This window comes from Enterobacter sp. DNB-S2 (assembly GCF_019443845.1).
In the GTDB taxonomy this organism is placed as follows: Bacteria; Pseudomonadota; Gammaproteobacteria; order Enterobacterales; family Enterobacteriaceae; genus Enterobacter; species Enterobacter asburiae_B.
The window spans coordinates 3,311,730-3,333,236 of the sequence record NZ_CP050520.1; the positions used below are offsets into that span (position 1 = coordinate 3,311,730).

Consider the following 21,507-nt stretch of genomic DNA (forward strand, 5'->3'; position numbering starts at 1 on the left):
TTAATTCGCCGCGCGCCATGCGCCGACGGCCGGGTCGCGCAGCTGAGGACGCAGGGTATCAATCAGGACGATATTCAGCGGCGTGCCGGGTGCGACCCAGGCGCTCCAGGTTTTTTTCACCGCCGCAATACGCGCCTGCAGTTTTGCATCATCGCTGGCGATTTCACGGGAAATTTCCACCGCTACGGTGCCGTTGCTTTTCCAGCTGTTCAGGGCGCTATCGTAAGGCAGGATCATCCAGCTCTGGTCGCTGTTTGGCGTGCTGAATACCATGCGCTCTTTGTTGACGGAGGTGATCAGCGCGTTTTCAGGATCGGCGCTTTGATTCAGACCCGTCACCGGGAAGCCGTGGATATACGTCACCGCCATCTCTTTCTGTCCGCCGTTGCGGGACTGTGAAACCACGGTGTGTCCACTCAGCCAGCTGCCGTTACCGCAGCGGGTGGTGTCAGAATCCGGAATAAAGAGCGCCGGAGCGGAAGCGCCCCCTTCCCAGAAGGTGCGCAGGTGGCAGCCGTCCTGCAGGGTGAATTCCTGCCACGGCGTACGGTCAGCCGCGACGGTGCGGGAAGCCACGTTCTGGTCCGGCGGCAGCAGCGCGCCGCTGGTTGGGGTTGCGGTCACGGTCGCAGCAGGCGCGGCCTGGTCCTGTTTCACCACCAGCGCCCAGTCCTGCGCTTTGCCTGCCGTACCCTGCGCCAGCGTGGTACCCGCCGGATCGTTGAGCGTCCAGCTAAGCTTATTCACTTTGCTGCACTGGTGTTCCAGCAGGGAGCCAAGACGCGGCACAAAGTTCTCCAGCACGGAGACGTCCTTCTTGCCGTTCGCCACAATGCGCAGCGCCACCTCAGGCTTACACCAGCTCTGCGGCGTGTTGTCTTTAATGTTGTCGATCCAGATATCCAGCTTCTGCGCAGGCGACTGCACGATGCGGAAATTCTCAGCCTGCGCGGTGGAGGTGACCGCCAGAAGTGCCAAACCCGATAGCCAAAGTTTCATATCGTTCCTTGTGTGTCTAATCAGTTCCGCAGGGAAGAAATTGTGCTGCGTCAGAGAGGGTGTGCAGCAAAGTGGTGTCCTGAGGGTTGCCCATCCATACCGCCAGGGCAGTATAGTTATCCTGAGCATTCCCCTCCTGTTCGCCATTCTTTTGAATGATTTGGTTCATTAAGGTCAGCCACTCCTGCGGCGTATTGACCATATGCAGCGACTGCTTCATTTGCTCTTCGCTAACGCCGTGCCAGAACCCGTCGGTGCAGAGTAAGAATGCATCGCCGTCTTCAACCTGCACCACGTCGCTGTAGCTCGCTTCCGGCCCGCCGTTTTCAATTCCCAGCGCCAGATAGAGCAGGTTGCTGTTCAGGTTGTCGGTCTGGTGCCCGGCGTCTTTCATCTGCTGCACCAGGCTGTGGTCGGTGGTCACATGCCACAGCCATCCCCGGCGAAACAGGTACAGGCGGCTGTCTCCGGCGTGCGCCCAGTAGGCCAGGCCGTAATCACGGTCAATGAACAGGCTGACCAGCGTCGTGCCCATCCGGCGATAGTCCTGAACGGCCTGCTGTTCGCTGAGGATGGTGCGGTTAGCCGTCTGCACGTAGTCGCGGATATGCTGCGCATTAAGATGTTTGTCGCCATCGAAGCGGGAGATAATGCTGTTGCGGGCCAGCTCTGCAGCCACCTCACCGCCCGGCAGGCCCGCGATGCCGTCGCAGACGACAAAGCAGGCTGAACGTTCCCCTATGGTTTCTCCCGTCTGATCCTGGTTGCTGGCGCGCGTCCCCTGGCGGGAGAGAGAAGCCGTTGCGATATTCATTTGTCTTCCGATCCGCTCTGTGAGTCTTTGTACTGATTCACCTCCATGTCATACGCATGAAGGAAGGCCTCGCCGAACAGGGTGTGGAAGTCATCCTCGATCTCGCCAGCCGTCTCGCCATAGCTGCGAACAAAATAGTCCCACAGGGCGGCTTTGCGGCTGCCCGGCAGCGCCAGACGAGAGGTCATCCCGTTCTGCTTCGCCTGCTCTTCCAGCTGTTCCGGGTTAAAGGACTGCAGCATCGCGGCAATGATGGCGCGGATACCGGAGATCATGCCCAGCTGGTGCGCCTGCAGGTCGATCAGCGCGTCGCGCACGGATTTGGTCGGCGGCATAAAGCCCGGCATCGGGGTGCCGAACATCTGGATCAGCACGGTTTTGCCGGTCGGCAACAGCTTGAACGGGTTGTTGGCATCGTCCAGCACCATGGTCATATCGGCCTTCACGCCACGCTTGAGGATGGAGCGCGAGGAGAGCAGCGCCACGGTCCCCTGAGAGAACATGCCGAGGATCTGCCCGAGCTGACGCATATTTTCCCGGTCAAACTGCGGGACGGGCTGCATTTCGCTCAGCCCCATCCCCTCCAGCAGAGCCTCCAGCAGCTCGCCCTGCAGCACTTCGCCCTTCTCACCGCTGTTTGCCGTGGCGGTTGGGGCGGCAGCGTTATTGACCGGGTCAATGCGCAGACGGCCCTTCGGTGCCTGAGCGCTGCTGCGCGCCACGGCCTGTGGCGTAGGCATGGTGAAGCCTGCGTAATCCGGTCGCGCGGGCTCTTCTTCAGCACGCGGTTCTTCCTGCGGCTCAGGGGCGAACAGCGGAGAATCGGCCAGCACGTCCTCTTCCTGCTCGGGTTCCGGCACTGGCGCAGGCTTTTCGGCAATAATGTCATCCGGATGGGTTAATGGCGCACCGCCCATCAGCCCGAGCGGGTCGTCATTACGCGCGGCTGGCGCGCTGGCCTTACCGCCAAACAGGGCCAGCGGATCGAGCTCGTCCGTCGCCTCATCTTCTGGCTTCACGGGGCTATTCTCGCCCGGCGGCACCAGCGTTGACGGGGTGACGTCGTCAAAAATACTCTCGTTTTTGAACAACGCTTCGTCGCTGAACAGCGTGTCCGGGTCGACATTCTTACGCTCGAGCTTTGGATCGCTGTCGTTAAACAGCGCCAGCGGATCTTCCGCGTTACGCTCCGGGGCCGCAGGCTGGGAGAACGGATCGTGCGATGCAGCAGGCTGCGGTTTTGTACGGTTGCTGGAGATGCTGTCGGAGATGGAGAACTCCTGCATCAGGCTATCCCAGATCTCCGTTGGCACGGCGGTTGGCTCGGCCTTCCCGCGCGGTGCGGCACTCGCCGGCTTCGGTTGCGCAGCGGGCGCGGGTGCGGCTGCCGGACGCGCCTGCTGATGCATACTGGCCGCCATACGGCTTACGGGTTGCGTATCGTGGATCAGTTCGGTCACTTCGATACGGTAGTCATCAATACCGAGAATGTCGCCATCCTGCAGCTCAACCTGACGCCCTCGCTCCAGCGGAATGTCATTTAATACCACGCGGGTGACGCTGCCACGGTTGGTCACGCGGCATTCGCCCTGGGCGTCAACGTGAACAATGGCCTGCAGACGAGAGATGGTGCGGTCATTATCCGGCAACACCAGATTGTTATCCGTACCGCGCCCAATGGTGCCGCCCGGGGCGTAAAAATCACAGCTGCTTTGCGGCGGCTGATGACCGGGTTTCGTAGAAATAATCGTGAATCGCATGGCGTATTCCTGCTGGTATGATTAGCGCTCAAACGCTGCCGCTCTCGGGGCGAGAACGGCGGCGTTTGAGAAATTGAATATCAAAAACTATTTAATGAAGATGATAAAATATAATCCAACAATGAGCCATAGGGTGAATATTAACGCCTGTAACTTATAACGGCGATGTAATTTTAGCATCCAACCAATTCTTTCTTCAGGTAACGACTGTACATATTTATAAGCATCTTCCTGAACAAGCCTTTCACGCGTAAATTTCATTTCAACGCCTTTATAAAGGCGAACAAACCAGATTATTTTTTGATAATTGGCCAGCGAACCAAAAAAAGAAGCATAGTTGGTTACAAGATCCAGATCATATCCCTTGCGCCGATAGTCTGAAAGCAATCGATTATAATCAGCCTCGTGTTTTTTGAAATAACGAGAACTGAACAAATCCATAATTACAACAACCAGCAATAAAACCACGATAAGAAATAATGATAAATTCTCTATATTCACCATATTTTATCCATCATATACTCAGTCGCTCCGCCCGCTATCTCGCCACCAACGTATCCACCTGCAGCAGCCCCAACAATAGAGCAGGCGAGCAGTCCTACGCCCCCCGTCGCAACACCAAGCGCAACGCATACACCAGCACCTGCCATTGCTCCGTATTTACCACCGTAAATACCCCCTGCCAGGCTTGCACCAAAGCTGCTGTATTTTTTCACAGCGACTTTAGAACAACTCTGCTCTCTTCCTACGGTGCAGGCATTGTAAACTTCATTAGTGGTATTTGCACCTGCAAAACCTATTGCAAGCCACCCTCCCGCTTTAAGAAAACGAGCGGCCTTAGAGGCATTATCGATATAAGTTGAATAACCACGAACAGAGGCGACCCCGGCTGTACTCCATTCATGTACAATGGATCTGCTTGACAAGCCTAATGCATGCTTCAATTCGTTATAGGGCTTCATCTTTAAGGTCAGTCGGGACAATTTGTTTAATAAACTATCCAACTCAGAAAAGAGGCGCTGACGTTCAACAAAAAACTGTTGGCTTATCAATGTCCCTTGTGCTCTGTACTGATTCTGGTAAGCCAATTCAATGGATTTAAGTTTTTTTTCTATTTCACTAAAATATTTTTCACCTGCATCAGCAACGACACCAAGGGACTTATCCATAAAATTAGTGACTGCAGCTATGGTACTAAAATGTTGATTAAAGAAATTCGCTTCACCAGAATTAAGATCGGCCAGAGCACCGTTGACTTTCTTTTTAGCGAGCTGTAATTGCTTAAGCTGCACAGAATTATTACTTCCCGGTGCACCAAGAATCAACATCTGCCCAGGTTTTGACCACTGCACATCACTATTAACCTGCATGAAATAACGTGCAGCATCACTATTTGGATCGTTGAATAAAAGCCTTGTCTGGAAATCCAGGGTTCCGGGTTGCTGAACAATACAATATCCCGGATTAACTAATGATTGGCTAGCCATATTCATTCCCTTTGATTTTTACAAAAACGCTCACAAATAAGCATACCCATTTAAATAAAAACGGAGTTGAATTAATATCCAAAGGTTGACACTTTCTTAAAAACATCAACATTTGAAAACGCTCCTATTCTAACCAGCGATAATTCGCCTCTGGAATTTATACTGAGAATAAAGCGAGTAGCATATCGAATAATAGTATTATGATTTCTCGATTCTAATACCACATCATACTCCCCTGACTGCCAGTCTACTTTATCCCAGCGTAGGCACTCTTCAGATTTCAAAAAGCGGCTGGAAGGAAATGCTCCTGGAGAGAAGATGCTTTCCCATTCGTTACCTGCACGTCGAGATATCGAGGGTTCATAAACTAGCACAACCTCACCTGGTTCAGTGTCATTCGAAACGCCAAAACAGGGTGCATTTTTTTCCACCTTAACAGTTAAACTCTGAAACTGAGCAGGGTGGGATATGCAGGCGCTACATGATAATACAATGGGTATAACCGTTAACGCTCTTTCCATCGCAAATACGCGCCGAATAGTGAAGCAATCATAATGACCGGGGAAAACTCCCCGGCCACATACGCAATTACGCTTCTTTGTTTTCTTTGATGTTCCAGCCAGCGCTGCTTTCAGCACCTTTACCACCAGACGTGGTCTGCTCCCAGTACTGCTGTTTCACTTTCGCAGCCTGGAATGCATAGGTCACACCAACGGTATCGCCGTTGTCAGCACCGGTGTACTGAACAGAGGTGACCAGCACATCTTCCAGCGTGATGCGGGAGTATTCCACCTGCTGGCCGCCGGCTTTACAGACGGACAGCTCAACTTTGGTCAGGTGTTTGCCGCTGGCGCAGTGTTTCAGGATAGCGGTGGTGGATTTGTCGATCAGCGCGTTAACGTGCAGGTCGTTGAAGTTAACTTTACCGGCACCGCCGCCACCGCCAACGCTCATATTACCTGGCTGGGAAGCGCCCCAGGAGAAGGAGGTAATATCAGTCCAGCCGGTGTGGTTAGAATCTTTAGATTCGCCCGTAACACCCTCGACCTTCAGAAACATATCAATAGCCATAATATCTACTCTTCGTGGATGAACAATATTGCTTTCGAAAAAGCACTTATATGGCAAACAGGAAAGCATGGGGCTGAATAAAACCGTCCATATTTTACCTCTGCCTCACATCAAATGACCCGTGTCATTTGACAGTCTTACATTCCCCCTGAATGAACGGAAAGAATGTGAAGTCTTTTACTACTGCGGGTTATCCTGAATCCAGGTGCGATCAGGATTTCCGATAATTAATTGAGGTACCAGCTTGTTAAGTTCGTCACTATGATAAAGACGCAGGCAATTTAACGTAACGCCTTTTACATCGGGCTTTCGTTCGGCATGAAAGCCGTTAATGTGATCTTTGTATTTTCCAATGAGCGCATCCATTTTCTCAGTGCCATTTTCAGCATCAAAAGGAATCCACTCAATGAATGCACTCGCACTGCGGGCAGCATCAGCAGAAAACTGGCTGCCTTTATCTGCTACCTGCGCCAGGCAGCGCGCCAGAACAAAATCTTTTAAAACCTGCCGGTATGTTTGCTGCTGATAAAAATCAGGATAGTTATTTCCGGAATACACATAAAAAGTCATAAATACGAGGAAAAAACATAAACGTTTCACCTTATATCCTTTGCCATAAGACCCACAGCGCATCAGTCCGCGTAAAATACTAACTTTTCTCTTTCCATTTTTCTGCGACAACGTATATCCCTATCGCTAATGCATTAAGTCCAGTGCATAAGAATCCATGCATTGCAATTCGCGGGACTTCTGCAGGCCAGTCAAAGATAAACAGATAGTAGCCGGATACCGTCACAAACAGCATGAATGAAATTATTAGCAACGTATAAATGGCTAAATAGCTGATGAATTTTCGTATCAACGCTTTCACTGTCAAATTCATTAGCTATCTCGTATTGACCGAAAAGTAGCCGGCCCAATGGGCCGGCTACACTCATCACGCGTCTTTCGTCTTCAGCGACGGCAGTTTAGATACCAGACGCAGGGAAACGGTCAGACCTTCCAGCTGGTAGTGTGGACGCAGGAAGAACTTCGCGGCGTAGTAGCCCGGATTATCTTCAATCTCCTGCACCTGCACTTCCGCAGCCGCCAGCGGTTTACGGGACTTGGTCTCCTGAGAGGAGTTCGCCGGGTCACCGTCGACGTAGTTCATGACCCAGTCGTTCAGCCAGCGCTCCATCTCTTCGCGCTCGCGGAAGGAGCCGATTTTGTCGCGCACGATGCACTTCAGGTAGTGCGCAAAGCGGCAGCAGGCGAACAGGTAAGGCAGACGAGAGGCCAGACGCGCGTTGGCGGTGGCATCCGGGTCGTGGTACTCGGCCGGTTTCTGCAGCGACTGCGCGCCGATGAAGGCGGCAAAGTCGGAGTTTTTGCGGTGAACCAGCGGCATAAAGCCGTTTTTCGCCAGCTCAGCTTCACGACGATCGCTGATGGCGATCTCGGTCGGGCATTTCATGTCCACGCCGCCGTCATCGCTCGGGAAGGTGTGGCACGGCAGGTTTTCCACCGCCCCGCCGGACTCCACGCCGCGAATCGAGGTGCACCAGCCGTACTCTTTGAAGGAGCGGTTAATGTTGGCGGCCATCGCATAGGCGGCGTTCGCCCAGGAGTAGCTGTTGTGGTTCGCGCCGTCGGTCTGCTCTTCAAAGTCAAAGCTGTCGACCGGGTTGGTGCGAATGCCGTACGGCAGGCGCGACAGGAAGCGTGGCATCACCAGGCCCAGATAGCGGGCATCTTCGGATTCACGCAGCGAACGCCAGGCCGCGTATTCGGTGTTCTGGAAGATCTTGGTCAGGTCGCGCGGGTTAGCCAGCTCCTGCCAGGACTCCATCTGCATCACGCCCGGCGCGGTACCGGTAATAAACGGACAGTGCGCCGCAGAGCCGATGCGCGCCATTTCGCCCAGCAGCTCAACGTCCTGCGGGCTGTGGTCGAAGTAGTAGTCGCCCACGATGCAGCCAAACGGCTCGCCGCCGAACTGACCGTACTCCTGCTCGTAGATTTTCTTGAAGATCGGGCTCTGGTCCCAGCCCACGCCCTTGAAGCGCTTCAGGGTGCGGCCCAGCTCCTGCTTGGAGATGCTCATAAAGCGGATCTTCAGCATCTCGTCAGTTTCAGTGTTGTTCACCAGGTAGCTCAGACCGCGCCAGGCGCTCTCCAGCTTCTGAAACTCTTCGTGGTGAATGATCTGGTTTACCTGCTGCGACAGCTGCTCGTCGATACCGGCGATCAGGTTCTGAATGGTGCGGTAGGTGTCGTTGGAGAAAGTGACGGTATTTTCCAGCGCCTGCTGCGCCAGCGTTTTGACCGCGCTTTCGACGGCTGAACGGGCCTGATCGGTTTTCGGGCGGAACTCTTTGTTCAGCAGCGCGCTGAATTCATCCTGGCTGAACGCCTGACCCGCCTGCTGCTCGTGTTGTTGAGTCTGGTTGCTCATCGATTATTCCTCGCTACCTTTCGCGCTTTCGTCATTTTTCGGCAACTGGCTCAGGGATTTGAGCAGCGTCGGATCCTGCAGAATTTTAGCGATCAGCTCTTCCGCACCGTTTTTGCCGTCCATATAGGTCAGCAGGTTGGAGAGCTGGGTACGCGCTTCCAGCAGCTTGTTCAGCGGCTCGACCTTGCGGGCCACCGCATCCGGCAGGAAGTCGTCCATGCTGTCGAAGGTCAGATCCACGTTGAGCTTGCCTTCGCCGGTCAGGGTGTTATCCACCTGGAACGCCACGCGCGGCTTCAGCGCCTTCATGCGTTCGTCAAAGTTGTCGATGTCGATTTCGAGGAATTTACGCTCGTCGACGGCCGGCAGATTTTCAACCGGTTTGCCGACCAGATCGGCCATGACGCCCATCACAAACGGCAGCTGAATCTTACGTTCTGCACCGTAGATCTCTACGTCATACTCGATCTGCACGCGGGGGGCACGGTTACGTGCGATGAATTTCTGCCCACTGTTACTCATTGCCATGATGTTCTCCATCAAAGATGCGCGGTGAAGGTGAAACGGCAGGCTCCATGCCTGTCGTCATAATGCCTGGACGCGTTATTCGCGGCGCCCAAAGATGTTTTCAAGTTGGTTAACGCCGTCTGGCGCAAGGTCGCGAATAATGTCCATAAAGTTAAGTTCTGACAGCCGCTGCACCCGTTCAATCATCAGCGGTGCGGGGTGGCTCGGTTCGTACTGCGCAAAATACTGCTTCGCTTTTTCCAGCATCAGCTGCGCGTCGGCGCGGCTGGTGATCTGCACGCTGCGCCAGTCGGTGACCGGCTGAACGGGCTGCGCTGCCGTCGACTGCTGCTCGGCCTGGGGTTCTGCCTGCGCCTCACGGTTCGGCAGCAGCTTGCTGATGTCGGTTACCTGACACGCGCTGGCGACCAGTCCGACAGTTTTCAGCAGCTGTTCCATCTCGGGCACGCCGCTTTCACCGAGATGCCCGGTGAGAAGCTCGCGAATCGCCAGCAGACGTTCGTTAATGACGATAACCGCGGCGGTGCCGGTCTGGTCGCCGCGGGCCAGCTCGTCAATCAGCCGTGGACGGCCGCCGGGATAGTCCGGGCATTCCGTCTTGCTGCCGTCCAGCAGGGCCTGGGCATCCCGGAGCGAAATTTCATCGCCGTTTGAACGCAGAAGCGAGGCGTTTCGCACGGCGACGGTGAGGTCGGATTTATCGCTCAGCCCTGCCAGGGCGTTAATGCGATAGAACGGATCGGTTTCGCCATACTCTTCCAGCAGCGGATAGAGCGTCTCCCAGTAACGGGCGATCGCCTCCTGCACCAGCAATAATCCGTCCGCGTAGCCCGCTAGCCCGCGGCGGCGCGTCCAGGCATGGGTTAACGCCAGCAGTACGCGAAGATCTTTGGTGCGAGTCAGCAGGCTGGTGGCGTATTTTTCCACCGTGTTCCAGTCAGCGGGCTCTGCCGGGATAATGGTGTCGCCAAACTGCTGTTCCGCTTTTCCAAGACTTGCCTGATTCATGATCTGGAAGTCGGCGTCGTACTCCAGGTTTTCGCCGCAGGGTTTTTCGGGACTGATTGGCGCGAGAAATTCTTCGATATTCATGAGATCCCTGCTTATTCAAACATGGGCGGATAGAGACCGTGGCGCCCCGGACGGGCGCCCCCTGCCGGGTCGAACAGCAGGGTGAAAAGCTGCCCGGTAAAGTTACCGCTGTGCACGTGGGTGTACAGCGGGTAGCCGTCGCAGCGGTTGGTCCACCAGTAGCTGGTCTGACGCAGCGGATCAAAACACTCGGCCGCCTGAGGCCAGCCCAGCGTGCTCTGCCCGTCCTCGTCATAGCCAATCACATCAAGGATGTCGGAACGCTTTTGCGGCTCGACGGGCTGCGGCGCCGGAATGGTCATCAGCATCTCATCCAGCTGTGAGGCGGAAAAACTGTTGCGCACCGCGTGCAGCCCCAGGCGCCCAATCTGCTGGTACCAGCTTTCGGCCTGGCTGAGCAGGCTGGTCGACCACTCTGACGGGGCGAAGCTCAGCTGCAGGCAAACCGGATACTGTCGGCCAACGCTGTCGCGGCCGGGCAGCAGACAGCCCATCTGGATCATCTGGCTGCCCAGCATGGGCGGTACCACAAAATTCCAGACTGGCGCTTTGTGAAACTGGCGCTCGCCGCTGCGCTGCTCTTCCTGCTGCCAGGCCAGCAGGCCGACCTGGAACCAGTGTGACCACTGGCGCTGTAAAGTGTCAGGAAAGCGACGCTGCAAAAAATCTCCGGCGCTGGGTAATTTGCCATACCAGCTGTAGCGGTTCATCGCAGGGGTATTCGTCATACGGCTGTCCTTGCGGTTATGGGCATGAGAAACGGGGAAGCTGGAACGGGTTACGAATGCTGTTTGGCGCAAACTCCAGCGTGACCTGATGTCCGTCGACGTTGAAGGTGGCCTGACGGCTCAGGCTACCCGCGCCCGGGCTGGTGCTCGCTTTATCGAAGAAGCGGTTGAGCGCCCAGGCACCGTTGGTGACCAGCGTCGCCGTGCTGCCGTTCGCCAGCCCCAGCTGCATGCGTACCTGGTTAGTGCCGCCCGGCCCCGGCCAGTTCATGATCTGTACGGCCTGCGGACCGTGGCTGTAGCGCAGCAGCTGGCCGTCGACGTCCAGCGTCAGGTTCAGAATGGAGTTATCCATTCGCACGGTGCGAACCGTCACCTTGAAGGACGGCGTCGTGGCGCCATTAGCAAAGAAGGCGTCGCGAATCGACTGGGCCTGCTGGAACGGTCTCAGCAGCCCTTCGCTTCCCGGCAGCGTTTTCCCGTCGATGCCCGGCATAAAGCGCCAGTTTGCCTGCGTGGTATCCACTTTATTGGTCAGATTGTCGCGGAAGAAAGCGTCCATCAGCCCGGTTCCCGGCGCAAACATGCGCGCGAGATCGTCAGGGGTGACCTCGGTGCTGGCGCTGCGCACCAGCGGGTAACGGCCGGCGATTGCCTGACGGCAGAATCCGCCCACCTCAACGTTAATCCGCTTCCGCACGTTTTCGAGGTCGCGGCGCTGGGTATCGCTGCTGGCGCCCACCGCCATATTGCTGAACATGGTTTGCAGCCCGCCCGGCAGGCGACCGGCGCTGGCCTGCAGGCGGCTGATCGCCTCGCCGCCCGGTGCCGGCATACCGCTGTTGGCCGCGTCCTGGACGGCGGTCAGGTAGCGATAGAGCTCATCCACCTGCTTGAGAAAATCATCAAACACGATGGTCTTCCCGCCCTTTTCCAGCGGCTGCGCCAGCTCAATCATCGGCGCGTAGTGGTCGGTGACCAGCTGTTCCGGCGCCTGGGTGACCACGGCGGCCTGGGTCGGCGCAGCGTCATTGTTGCTGAACAGCGCTTCCAGCGTGCGGGTGGCGCGGCTGCTCTGCGCCTGCGCTTTATCCGCATCTTCCGGCGCTGGCGCATTGCGTGACAGCGTCAGGACCTGGCTCAGGTTCTGCACCAGACGGCGCAGAGGCGAGTTTGCGCCGGAGAGCAGGCGCGCGGTGTTGATGCGCTGGGAGAGATCGGCGCTGTTATTGAGCTGAATGTCGGCGAGGAAGCGATCCCAGTTCGCGATAAAGTCGCGCATGTAGAGCTGGCGCACGGCGTTATCGATCTGCTGTTTATCTTCCTGCGCCGTCGCGGCCCCCAGCACCCAGGCGTCGTCCTCGTGCAGGGCGGTGGTGACGCTGTCAATCTGGCCGTTAAAGCTTTTCCAGTAGCCGTCCGGCGTATAAAGACCCGGCACGCCTTCGCTCACCGGCTTGCCGCTTTTGCGTGAAAACACCAGCTCGCTCTGCGGTCCGCCCAGGTCGGAAAGGGAGACCGGCTTGAGGTTATCATCATGTTCAAGCAGGCGTTTAAGACGACCGTATACGCGCGTGGAGAGCGGCTGCTGATTGATCATCGCTCTTTCGCGGGCCACCAGGGATTCATCCTGCGCGTACGGCGAGGCCTGGATTTTCGGTTCCAGCAGCTGCGTCAGGTGCCATTCAAGCTGCTGCAGCTGCGCCTTCGTGACGTTCTGCGGCAGATTTCGCTGCAGGTTGAGCATCACCCACGAATGCAGGAATTTACCGTCGTAGTGCTTCGGCTGATACAGCATCTGATAGGCTTTCAGCGCTTCATAGCTATATTCCACATCGCTACCGTTGTCGTTGCGCAGCCAGGTGGTGATGTGCATAGCGACGGCAGGCAACAGCATCTGATCCAGCGCTTTCTGGTACAGAGACTGCGAGGCATCGCTGACGTCATCTCCGCGGTAGAGCCCCATACGGCGGGAGACGGGCGGATCGTTTACATCAAACGCGTCGCTTTTCGGCAGGTCCACCAGACCGTTCAGCAGCGGCAGCAGATCGAACAGGTCACGCTGGGTCTGGTTCTGCAGTGCCTTGCTCTGCTGGTCCAGCAGCGGCACCTTCGCATCCACCTCTTCCAGATAGGCCTTGTTTTTGGCATAGCTGGTCAGCCACAGACCGCCGAGGATGACCAACAGGGCCAGCAGCGCCGCGTAGCCGGACCAGATCACCGCCCGGTTGCGCAGCTCCCACCAGCGGTTTTCGCCCGCGATCCCGGCTTCCTGGAAGATGACGTTTTGCAGCAGGTTCTTAATGAAGAAACTCTGACCTTTTGCCCCCGGGATCGGCGCTTCTTTGCTGACCGAATCCCAGTTATCCGCCTCTCCCCCTTCCGGCAGCGACAGCGCGCGGTTCAGTTCGCCCATCACGCGGTCGAACGGCATGCCTTCCTGCGTCCCGCTGGCGAAGTAGATCCCGCGCGGGGAGAACTCGGTTTCGAAGTTGGAGCGGGCGAAGACCGTGCTCAGGTAGTCCGCCAGCAGCGGACGCAGCGCGGCGAACTCCTGCGGGAAGAGATACGCTTCAGCGCGGGTTTTCGCGTCATGCTCTTTCAGCATGGTTTCCGGCAGCCCGGCATCAAGGCGCTGCTGGAGCAGGGAAAACTCCTGCTGGAAGTTGCCCATCAGGTCGTAATCGGCGTGTTTGGTTTGCTCCCACGGCAGCGTAAAGCCCCAGATCTGGTCGCGCTGCGCTTTGTCGTAGTCGGCAAACCAGGCGCGGAAACCTTTAAGCAGGTCGGCCTTGGTCACCATCACGTACACCGGGAAGCGGATACCCAGCTGTTCATGCAGCTCGGACAGACGCTGGCGCAGGTTCACCGCCTGCTGGCGGGACGCCTCGGCGGACTGGGTGAGCAGGTCAGAAATGCTGATGGTGATGATAACGCCGTTGATCGGCTGGCGGCGGCGATACTTGCGCAGTAACCCCATGAACTCCAGCCATTCGCCGGCGTCCTGCACCTGCTCGCTCTCCTGGGTAGTGTAGCGGCCCGCCGTGTCCAGCAGTACCGCCTCATTGGTAAACCACCAGTCGCAGTTACGCGTGCCGCCAATGCCCCGCAGCGCGGTTTTCCCGAAGCGATCGGCCAGCGGGAACTGCAGCCCGGAGTTAACCAGCGCCGTGGTTTTACCGGAACCCGGCGCGCCGATAATGACGTACCACGGCAGCTGATAGAGATATTGCGTGCTGAAGCGCTGCGTCCACTGGGCGCCCTGGCCCGCTTTGCTGAAGTGCGCTTTTTTCAGCATCTGCGCGGCTTCATCAAAGCGGCTGGCGAGGATCTGCTCCTCGCTGTTCAGCCGCTTCTGCGGATCCGCCGCTTCCGGGCTGGCGGTGTTCTCTTTGAGCTTGTCCATCAGCTTGCGGTTCAGCCAGGCGTTGTACAGGCGCGGCAGAATGTGGCCCTGCGCCCAGAGCAGATAGACCACGGCAATGCTGATAATGCGGTTCTGCTCAGACTCGAGCGGTCGGGTGTCCACGATGGACAACAGGGGACCAATCATCCAGATCACCGCCGCAAGCGCCGTTACGCCGAGGAAGCTCCACAGAATGCGGTTGGTCAAGATGGAAAGAAGTGTAGTCAGCATCCTTAGTTTCCTTGCGGCAATCCGTTCAGCTCAGCCTGAGTGTTTTCAGGCGACACCAGCAGAGTAATTTCCACACGGCGGTTACGGGCGCGGTTTTCAGGCGTCGTGTTCGGCGCCACCGGGTTAATCTCGCCCCGCCCTTCCGCTTTCACGCGGCCAGGCTGAGAGAGGCTTCCCTGCAGCATTTTCTGTACCGAGCGGGCGCGTTCCAGAGAGAGTTCATAGTTCGAGGCAAAGCGCGCGCTGCGGATCGGCACGTTGTCGCTGTAGCCCACCACCAGAATTTTGCCGCTGACGTTATTCATCGCCTGCGCAATGCGGTTGATGACCGGTTCATAGCGGTCACGCACGACGGTAGAGGCGGAGGCAAACAGCCCGTCGCCCTTCAGGATAACGACGCTGCGATCCGCTTCGTCTTTCACCGCGACCAGGCCCGCCTCGATTTCAGGCTTCAGGAAGCCGCGCAGGTTCAGCACCGCCGGAAGCTGACGGGCCGGCTGCTGAATAGTGGTTTCCGGCAGCTGGGACTGGTAAATCTTCGCCAGCACCGGGTTGGTGTTATCGCCAAGGCGCCAGTTAAGCACGATATAAAACAGGCAGGCGATAAACCCGGCCAGCGCCACGCAGGCCCACAGGGGAACCATCGGCCGCCAGAGCTTGCGCAGTACCGGACGATCTTCCGGATGGGGAGAAAGCGGCGGCGGATAGCTGCCGCGCACGCCGCGGATCATCTGCCACAGCCGCTGCTTGATGGTTTCAAGCTGCGTGCGGCCATTATCCAGCACCCGATAGCGTCCTTCGAAGCCCAGCAGCAGGCAGTAGTTGATCATCTCCAGCAGCAGGATATGCTCGCGCGGGTTCTGCGACAGGCGCGCCAGCAGCTGGAAGAACTTCTCGCCGCCCCAGGTTTCGTTGTGGAAGGTCACCAGCAGACCGTTGCTTGACCAGACGCCGCTGCTGCCCCAGGGGGTGAGCGCGGCGGCCTCATCGAGCGCCGTACACAGGCAGTAACGCGCCCCGACGATCACTTCGTAGGGCAGCCCCGCCTGCTGACAGCGGACTTCGAAACGGCGAATCTCATCGATCAGACGCTGGCGTAACGCCACCTGATCGTCATGGGAGACCGAATGACGGATCTGCGGAATCGCGTTGAGCAGCGGATTGGCGGCCGCCACCAGCTGGTTGTTGCTACTGGCTCCGGTAAACGCGGCATCACTGCCGGTGTCCTGTCGTTCCTGCATATTAAGCGCTCGCTTTATTATTCTGTCGGGCTACGGATGGCCCAAAACTCCATATCCAGCCCCGGGAATTCCCCTGCAAGATGCAGGGCAAATGCGCCGGACTTATCCATCTCGTGCCACAGCTCGCTGCCCTTCTCCAGTTCAAAGTAGCTGTAGCCGGCATGCCACGGGATCTGCGGCGGCGCGACCGGCATGGCGCGCAGCATAATGCCCGGCAGCTGAAGCTGAACCAGATCGCGGATTTTCGAGACCGGCGCGACCTTCATCTGCGCCGGGAAATGGGTTTGCAGGTGTTCGCCCGGCACGTTGGCTTTAACCGCCAGCACGAAGCCGAACTCGCGCACCATGCTGGTTTCAGGCACCGTGGCGATGTTCAGGCCGTGAGAGCGTTCGTTCAGCGGCAGCTGAATTGCGTGGTCTTCCATCACCAGCGACAGTCCCTGACGCAGCATCAGCATCAGTTTGCTGAAGCAGTTAGCCAGATCGTCATGATCGTAAATCGGCAGCACGCTTTCGGCGGTACGCTGCGACGTCCAGGTGGCGAGCTCGGTCGCAAAGGGCAGCCAGCTGCGCCAGAGCGTTTCCGGATGCAGCAGCGGGAGGGTTTTTAAATGAGAAACCTCGCCCAGATGACGGTTAACCAGCGACAGCAGCGTGAACTCAATCAGTTCGGAGGTGTTAAAGCGGCCAGGCTGGCGCAGACGACCGCCAATTTGCTGGCTGCGCTGGACCAGCAGACCGTGCAGATCGTTGATCATACTGTAGATCTGCGGGCTGTTGTTGGCGTTGAGCATCGGCGGGATGTAGCTGTTATCGAGCCGCACGTGGTTATCGTTACGTTTCTCCGTCACAAACGCCACGCCGATGGCGGTCCATTCCGCCGTGAGGTCTTTTTCCAGCATCAGGGTCAGACGCAGACGGCCAAACTGGACGGTGGCATCCCCCACCGACATGGCGTTGTCGTCTTCCACCTCTTGCTCGAAAGCGATGAAGCGCGCCAGCGAGGCCGGCTCTTCGCTAAAAATCACCTCTTCTCTCTCGCCACGACGAACCGGCAGCGCGAGCACCACCTTTTCGTTGGTGAGATTGTCAGGAATTTTCAGCGGCGCAGGGCCGTTGCGCCCGTTACGCACCTGGAAAAAGGTGCCGTCCGGCAGCAAGCCACTGCAGTAGCTTAGGGCAATGCATCCCTGACGAAGCATCGCTTCATCCAGTTCCACGTCAAGAAAGCCCCAGAGATATGACCGCTGTAGCGCGCCCCATTCACGAACATGGTTGAGCAGATAGCTTTCAGTCCGCTGAAAATGGTGTGGACGCAGGAACATGCCTTCGGTCCAGACGACCTTTTCTGCTTTCGTCATGATGATGTGTTTCCTGTGTTGAAGCGCGTTACTGGCTGATGACCCGAATGCCGTTCACGTCGAGAAAAACGTTGGCCTGAAGTTCATCCGCGGACCATTTCCAGAACTGGTAGATATGATTTTCGCCAGGCACAGGCAGAGGGAGTGAAACGCGCCATTTTTTGCCATCCAGCACCTGATACTCCGCCATCACGCCGATGTAGCGGGCCTCCGGAGAGCTTTGCCCGCTGAGGGTTTTGGACAGCTGTCCCGGCATCAGGAAGAACACGTCGCTGTTCAGCAGATTCGCGCCAAGCGTGGCTGACGCGTTGTTCTGCAGGGAGTAGAAGTCGCTGGACATGAAATCCGCATCGGATTTCAGCAACAACACCCGGACCTTAAGCGGCGCAGATTCGTTGATTTGTGGATGAGCCTGAAACTGCAGATTGTAGCGGGAGGGGTCGCTGTGTGAAGACGACGTACAACCACTGACCAGGGCGAAAATCACCGCGTAAAAGAATAACCACAGCTTATGAAAATTTTTATTATTCATAAAAATGCGCTCATGCAAGCCGTTTAGTTCAGGATCCAGGTACCGTTAGCGCTGTCTTTGCAGGCTTTGCTGTTGCCATCGACGTCGACACAGGTCGCTTTTTTACGCGCCTTCGGACGAATGGCCTGTTTACGCACGGCGGCGTCGTACAGGTCGGCCTTGATCACCGCGCGCATCGGGACGTAACCAATCAGCTGATCGTTGCCTTCATCGGCCAGCGCCATCCAGTAGTGTTCAACCTGACCCAGCACCACGTACGTTTTTCCGGTGTCGAGAGTGCGGATAACTTTGCCGCCGAAGTCAGGACGGCTCATCAGGGAGGCCGGATACATGGCGCGATACGGTTCGTTGACCGGGTTGAACTCCGCCGGCGGCGTCACAGCGTGACGGTGGGTTAAGGTCACGCCGTTGACCTGGCTGGTCTCGATCGTATCGTCGTTGATCACAGGTTTCTGCGGCGCTTTACAGCCCGCCACCGCCATTACAAACAGAAGTGAAAACAGTACGCGCATTTTCATATGCTTTTCCGTAGCGATATTTCGATGATGAAGATAAGGGAGTGAAGTTTGACTTAGGTGCTATTGTTAAAATAGCCAGGATATTTTCGGGGCGTTACTATTTTAAGGGCATAGCTACCGCACGAGCCCTTCAGAATAAGGCCCAGTGTCTTCCTGACATATTTTGACAAACGGTAAACAAGTTTACATGAGCTTCGTCTCAATTCAATATTTACCGGTACGTAACTGTTGGTAAATGAAGCAGTCGGAAAATTATAGGATTAATCCTATGAAAAAACCCGATATGACCTACGCCCTTTTATTTCTTAGCCACATAACATTGCAAGCATATGTTTTATATACTAAAAACACAAAAGAGAACCACTTTCATTAACGCAATACGGCTATTATCGCCACTACCATAATTAGTAGAATTCGCGTATTGGTGAGGTCAGCAGAATATATGAAAGATGAATTATTTGTTGCACTATCAGGGTAACTTTAATATTGAATGCACGTGTTAACGTGAATGTGACTATTTCACTCATGTTGCACGACGTTAATTTTACGCCTCAAAATAACTTTATATTTCGCGTTGCGACAATTATCCGATCAGGCCTGAATTTTATCCTTTAATCATTAAGCCTGAGTTAACCATCCTGACATTATCGCAGCCAAAAATGCTCGCAATAGCCCGCCAGCTGCGACCCGTGTTTATTGCTGCCGCCCACAGCCTTCATTCGAAATTTTATTGTTGCTACATCCTCTCCTGCTCGCCCCATCTATCTTGCCTACCGTGTGATAGATAATATTTATTATTAAAATGATAAAATTTCGTTATAATTTCTTTAAATATTTAAGCATCAGATCCGATAAATCGCTGTAATAAAACGAATTTAAGATAAAGCATTTTTCTACACCGCATGCGCATAGCCATCCGGCCGTCATTGCTTTCATTTATTGTCCTTTGCAGCGTTTTTATGGGTTCAGACGTTGTGTGACCGAAGAAATCAGGAGTGGGTATGAATAAGAAAAGACGCTCGGTGCCGGGTATCAGACACTATGACGGTCCTGCCGGAGGCTGGGGCGCGTTAAAAGCGACGGCCATCGCGGTACGTACCCAAATGGATACCCTGGACGCTCCCGCCACGCTGCTGCGCACCAACCAGCCTGACGGTTTCGACTGCCCGGGCTGCGCGTGGCCCGATAAAGAACACAAGTCGACGTTCCAGTTCTGCGAGAACGGCGCAAAAGCCGTGACCTGGGAAGCGACCAGCAAACGCGTTACCCCCGCGTTTCTGGCCGAAAACAGCGTCTCCTCGCTGCTGGCAAAATCGGACTTTGAACTGGAAGGCTACGGTCGACTGACGCATCCCCTGCGCTATGACCGGGCAAGCGATACCTTCCGGCCCGTCGACTGGGAAGAGGCGTTTCACCGCATCGGCGCAGTATTGCGCGGGCTCGAACCGGACCAGGTCGAGTTCTATACCTCCGGACGCGCCTCTAACGAAGCGGCGTATCTGTTCCAGCTGTTCGCTCGCGAATACGGCACCAATAACTTCCCCGACTGCTCGAATATGTGCCACGAGGCCACCAGCGTCGGTTTGCCGCGTTCGATTGGCATCGGGAAAGGCACCGTCTCGCTGGACGACTTCGATAAGACCGAGCTGGTGATCTCCATCGGCCACAACCCCGGCACCAACCATCCGCGAATGATGGGGACGCTCCATGAGCTGGCCCGTCGCAACGTGCCGATTATCGTCTTTAACCCGCTGCGCGAGCGCGCCCTCGAACGTTTCGCCGACCCGCAAAGCGTGATTGAAATGGCGACCTACGGCTCAACGGATATCGCCTCGACCTATTTCCAGGTGAAGGCCGGAGGCGATGCCGCCGCGCTGAAAGGCATTGCCAAACATCTACTGGAAATGGAGGCCGAACGCGGTGACGTGCTGGATCATGCGTTTATTGCCGAACACACCCAGGGCATTGAGGACTTCGCCGCCGATATCGCGCAAACCCGCTGGGACGAGATCGAGCGCGAGTCTGGGCTGAGCCAGGCGGCGCTCAAAAAGGTGGCCGACGCCTATGCGAAATCAAATGCCACCATCATTACCTACGGAATGGGCATTACCCAGCACAATAAAGGTACGGCGAACGTCCGCCTGATCGCCGACCTGCTGCTGCTGCGCGGGAATATCGGCAAGCCCGGCGCGGGTATCTGCCCCCTGCGCGGCCACTCTAACGTTCAGGGGAACCGCACCGTCGGGATCAGCGAGAAGCCTACCCCGGCCTTCCTGAACCGTCTGAAGGACGTTTTCGGCTTTGAGCCGCCGTCTCACCACGGACACGATGCGGTGCAGGCCACGCAGGCGATGATCGACGGCCGCGCGAAGGCGCTCATCTGCCTCGGGGGTAATTTTGCCGTCGCGATGCCCGATCACGAGCGGGGTTTTCCGGCGATGGGTAACCTGGATTTGAGCGTGCACGTCGGGACCAAGCTCAACCGTACCCATCTGCTGGTGGGCAAAGAGACCTTTATCTTTCCGTGTCTCGGCCGCACCGAGCTGGATCTCCAGGCCACCGGCCGTCAGTCCATTACCGTCGAAGACTCCATGTCGATGGTGCATGCCTCGTCCGGCAAGCTGAAGCCCGCCTCGCCGTTGCTCCGTTCGGAGCCGGCTATCGTCGCCGGCATGGCGAAAGCCACGCTGCCGGAAACCCGCGTGGACTGGCTGACGCTGGTAGAAGATTACGACCGGATCCGCGATCTGATCGAGCAGACCATTCCGGGCTTTGAGAACTACAACGCGCGGATCCGCGTTCCCGGCGGCTTCCGCATGCCGCTGCCGCCGACGCAACGCATCTGGCCAACGGCGACGGGAAAAGCTATGTTCTCGGTGTTCGACGGCGTTCACGAGAACGCCAGCGGCGAAGGTGAGCACGTTCTGCGGTTAATCACGCTGCGCAGCCACGACCAGTACAACACCACCATTTACGCGCTGGACGACCGCTACCGCGGCGTGTTTGGCCGCCGCGACGTGTTGTTTATGAACGAAGACGATATGGCGCAGTCAGGCCTGGAACACGGCGACCGCGTGGATATCGAAACCGCCCTCCCCGGCAGCGTCCAGCGTTTGAAGGACATTACCGTGGTGGCGTACAGCATCGCGCCGGGCACCGTCGGCGCCTATTACCCGGAGGCCAACGTGCTGGTACCGCTTGATTATCTGGATAAGGACAGCGGTACGCCGTCGTATAAATCCGTTCCGGTTCGCATCACCCTGCGCTCGAAAGAGATCCGCATGCTGTAAGGCTGCTCGCGC

Annotated in this window: 18 protein-coding genes; 1 reads left to right on the forward strand and 17 read right to left on the reverse strand. The window is 56.6% G+C overall.

Annotated features, from left to right (window positions below):
* The 17 genes from HB664_RS15785 to HB664_RS15865 form a co-directional block, all read right to left on the reverse strand.
* Positions 1-999 (reverse strand): hypothetical protein, encoded by a 999-nt coding sequence (locus HB664_RS15785; RefSeq protein ID WP_033145791.1) that lies wholly within the window; start codon positions 997-999, stop codon positions 1-3.
* Between the two features lie 16 nt (positions 1,000-1,015).
* The gene (locus tag HB664_RS15790) at positions 1,016-1,813 is read right to left on the reverse strand and encodes a PP2C family serine/threonine-protein phosphatase (RefSeq protein WP_014884226.1); all 798 of its coding nucleotides are present in this window, start codon (positions 1,811-1,813) and stop codon (positions 1,016-1,018) included.
* The gene (gene tagH, locus HB664_RS15795; protein ID WP_219939775.1) at positions 1,810-3,573 is read right to left on the reverse strand and encodes a type VI secretion system-associated FHA domain protein TagH; all 1,764 of its coding nucleotides are present in this window, start codon (positions 3,571-3,573) and stop codon (positions 1,810-1,812) included. The genes HB664_RS15790 and tagH overlap by 4 nt, the downstream gene beginning before the upstream one ends.
* Before the next feature lie 87 nt (positions 3,574-3,660).
* Entirely contained in the window at positions 3,661-4,077 is a 417-nt protein-coding gene (locus HB664_RS15800; protein ID WP_047061055.1) for a hypothetical protein, read from the reverse strand.
* Positions 4,071-5,060, reverse strand: a complete 990-nt coding sequence (locus tag HB664_RS15805; RefSeq protein WP_219939776.1) for a hypothetical protein — start codon at positions 5,058-5,060, stop codon at positions 4,071-4,073. The genes HB664_RS15800 and HB664_RS15805 overlap by 7 nt, the downstream gene beginning before the upstream one ends.
* 71 nt (positions 5,061-5,131) lie before the next feature.
* Positions 5,132-5,698: a hypothetical protein gene (locus HB664_RS15810; RefSeq protein ID WP_219939777.1), complete on the reverse strand. Its 567-nt coding sequence runs from the start codon at positions 5,696-5,698 to the stop codon at positions 5,132-5,134.
* Complete coding sequence (locus HB664_RS15815; RefSeq protein WP_008502640.1) at positions 5,649-6,131, reverse strand: type VI secretion system tube protein Hcp; 483 nt, start codon at positions 6,129-6,131, stop codon at positions 5,649-5,651. The genes HB664_RS15810 and HB664_RS15815 overlap by 50 nt, the downstream gene beginning before the upstream one ends.
* A 180-nt stretch (positions 6,132-6,311) precedes the next feature.
* Entirely contained in the window at positions 6,312-6,701 is a 390-nt protein-coding gene (locus HB664_RS15820) for a T6SS amidase immunity protein Tai4 family protein (protein WP_048980953.1), read from the reverse strand.
* Between the two features lie 367 nt (positions 6,702-7,068).
* On the reverse strand, positions 7,069-8,568 hold the full coding sequence (gene tssC, locus HB664_RS15825) for a type VI secretion system contractile sheath large subunit (protein ID WP_014884232.1): 1,500 nt from the start codon (positions 8,566-8,568) through the stop codon (positions 7,069-7,071).
* A 3-nt stretch (positions 8,569-8,571) separates the two neighbouring features.
* Positions 8,572-9,096, reverse strand: coding sequence for a type VI secretion system contractile sheath small subunit (gene tssB / locus HB664_RS15830; protein WP_008502644.1), 525 nt, complete (start codon positions 9,094-9,096; stop codon positions 8,572-8,574).
* Between the two features lie 75 nt (positions 9,097-9,171).
* Complete coding sequence (tssA, locus tag HB664_RS15835) at positions 9,172-10,188, reverse strand: type VI secretion system protein TssA (RefSeq protein WP_094934699.1); 1,017 nt, start codon at positions 10,186-10,188, stop codon at positions 9,172-9,174.
* 11 nt (positions 10,189-10,199) lie between these two features.
* On the reverse strand, positions 10,200-10,916 hold the full coding sequence (gene tagF, locus HB664_RS15840) for a type VI secretion system-associated protein TagF (RefSeq protein WP_023312158.1): 717 nt from the start codon (positions 10,914-10,916) through the stop codon (positions 10,200-10,202).
* A 16-nt stretch (positions 10,917-10,932) separates the two neighbouring features.
* Complete coding sequence (tssM, locus tag HB664_RS15845; RefSeq protein WP_219939778.1) at positions 10,933-14,553, reverse strand: type VI secretion system membrane subunit TssM; 3,621 nt, start codon at positions 14,551-14,553, stop codon at positions 10,933-10,935.
* 2 nt (positions 14,554-14,555) lie between these two features.
* Positions 14,556-15,794 carry a DotU family type VI secretion system protein gene (locus HB664_RS15850; protein WP_033145801.1) on the reverse strand — a complete coding sequence of 413 codons (1,239 nt, stop codon included), beginning with the start codon at positions 15,792-15,794 and terminating at the stop codon, positions 14,556-14,558.
* A gap of 17 nt (positions 15,795-15,811) precedes the next feature.
* Positions 15,812-17,155, reverse strand: coding sequence for a type VI secretion system baseplate subunit TssK (gene tssK / locus HB664_RS15855; RefSeq protein ID WP_024909829.1), 1,344 nt, complete (start codon positions 17,153-17,155; stop codon positions 15,812-15,814).
* A gap of 28 nt (positions 17,156-17,183) precedes the next feature.
* Positions 17,184-17,687: a type VI secretion system lipoprotein TssJ gene (tssJ, locus tag HB664_RS15860; RefSeq protein WP_047652274.1), complete on the reverse strand. Its 504-nt coding sequence runs from the start codon at positions 17,685-17,687 to the stop codon at positions 17,184-17,186.
* 23 nt (positions 17,688-17,710) lie between these two features.
* Positions 17,711-18,205: a hypothetical protein gene (locus tag HB664_RS15865; RefSeq protein WP_033145802.1), complete on the reverse strand. Its 495-nt coding sequence runs from the start codon at positions 18,203-18,205 to the stop codon at positions 17,711-17,713.
* A gap of 1,001 nt (positions 18,206-19,206) precedes the next feature.
* On the opposite strand from HB664_RS15865, the gene HB664_RS15870 reads away from it, so the two are divergent.
* The gene (locus HB664_RS15870) at positions 19,207-21,495 is read left to right on the forward strand and encodes an FdhF/YdeP family oxidoreductase (RefSeq protein WP_219939779.1); all 2,289 of its coding nucleotides are present in this window, start codon (positions 19,207-19,209) and stop codon (positions 21,493-21,495) included.
* The last annotated feature ends 12 nt before the right edge of the window (positions 21,496-21,507 follow it).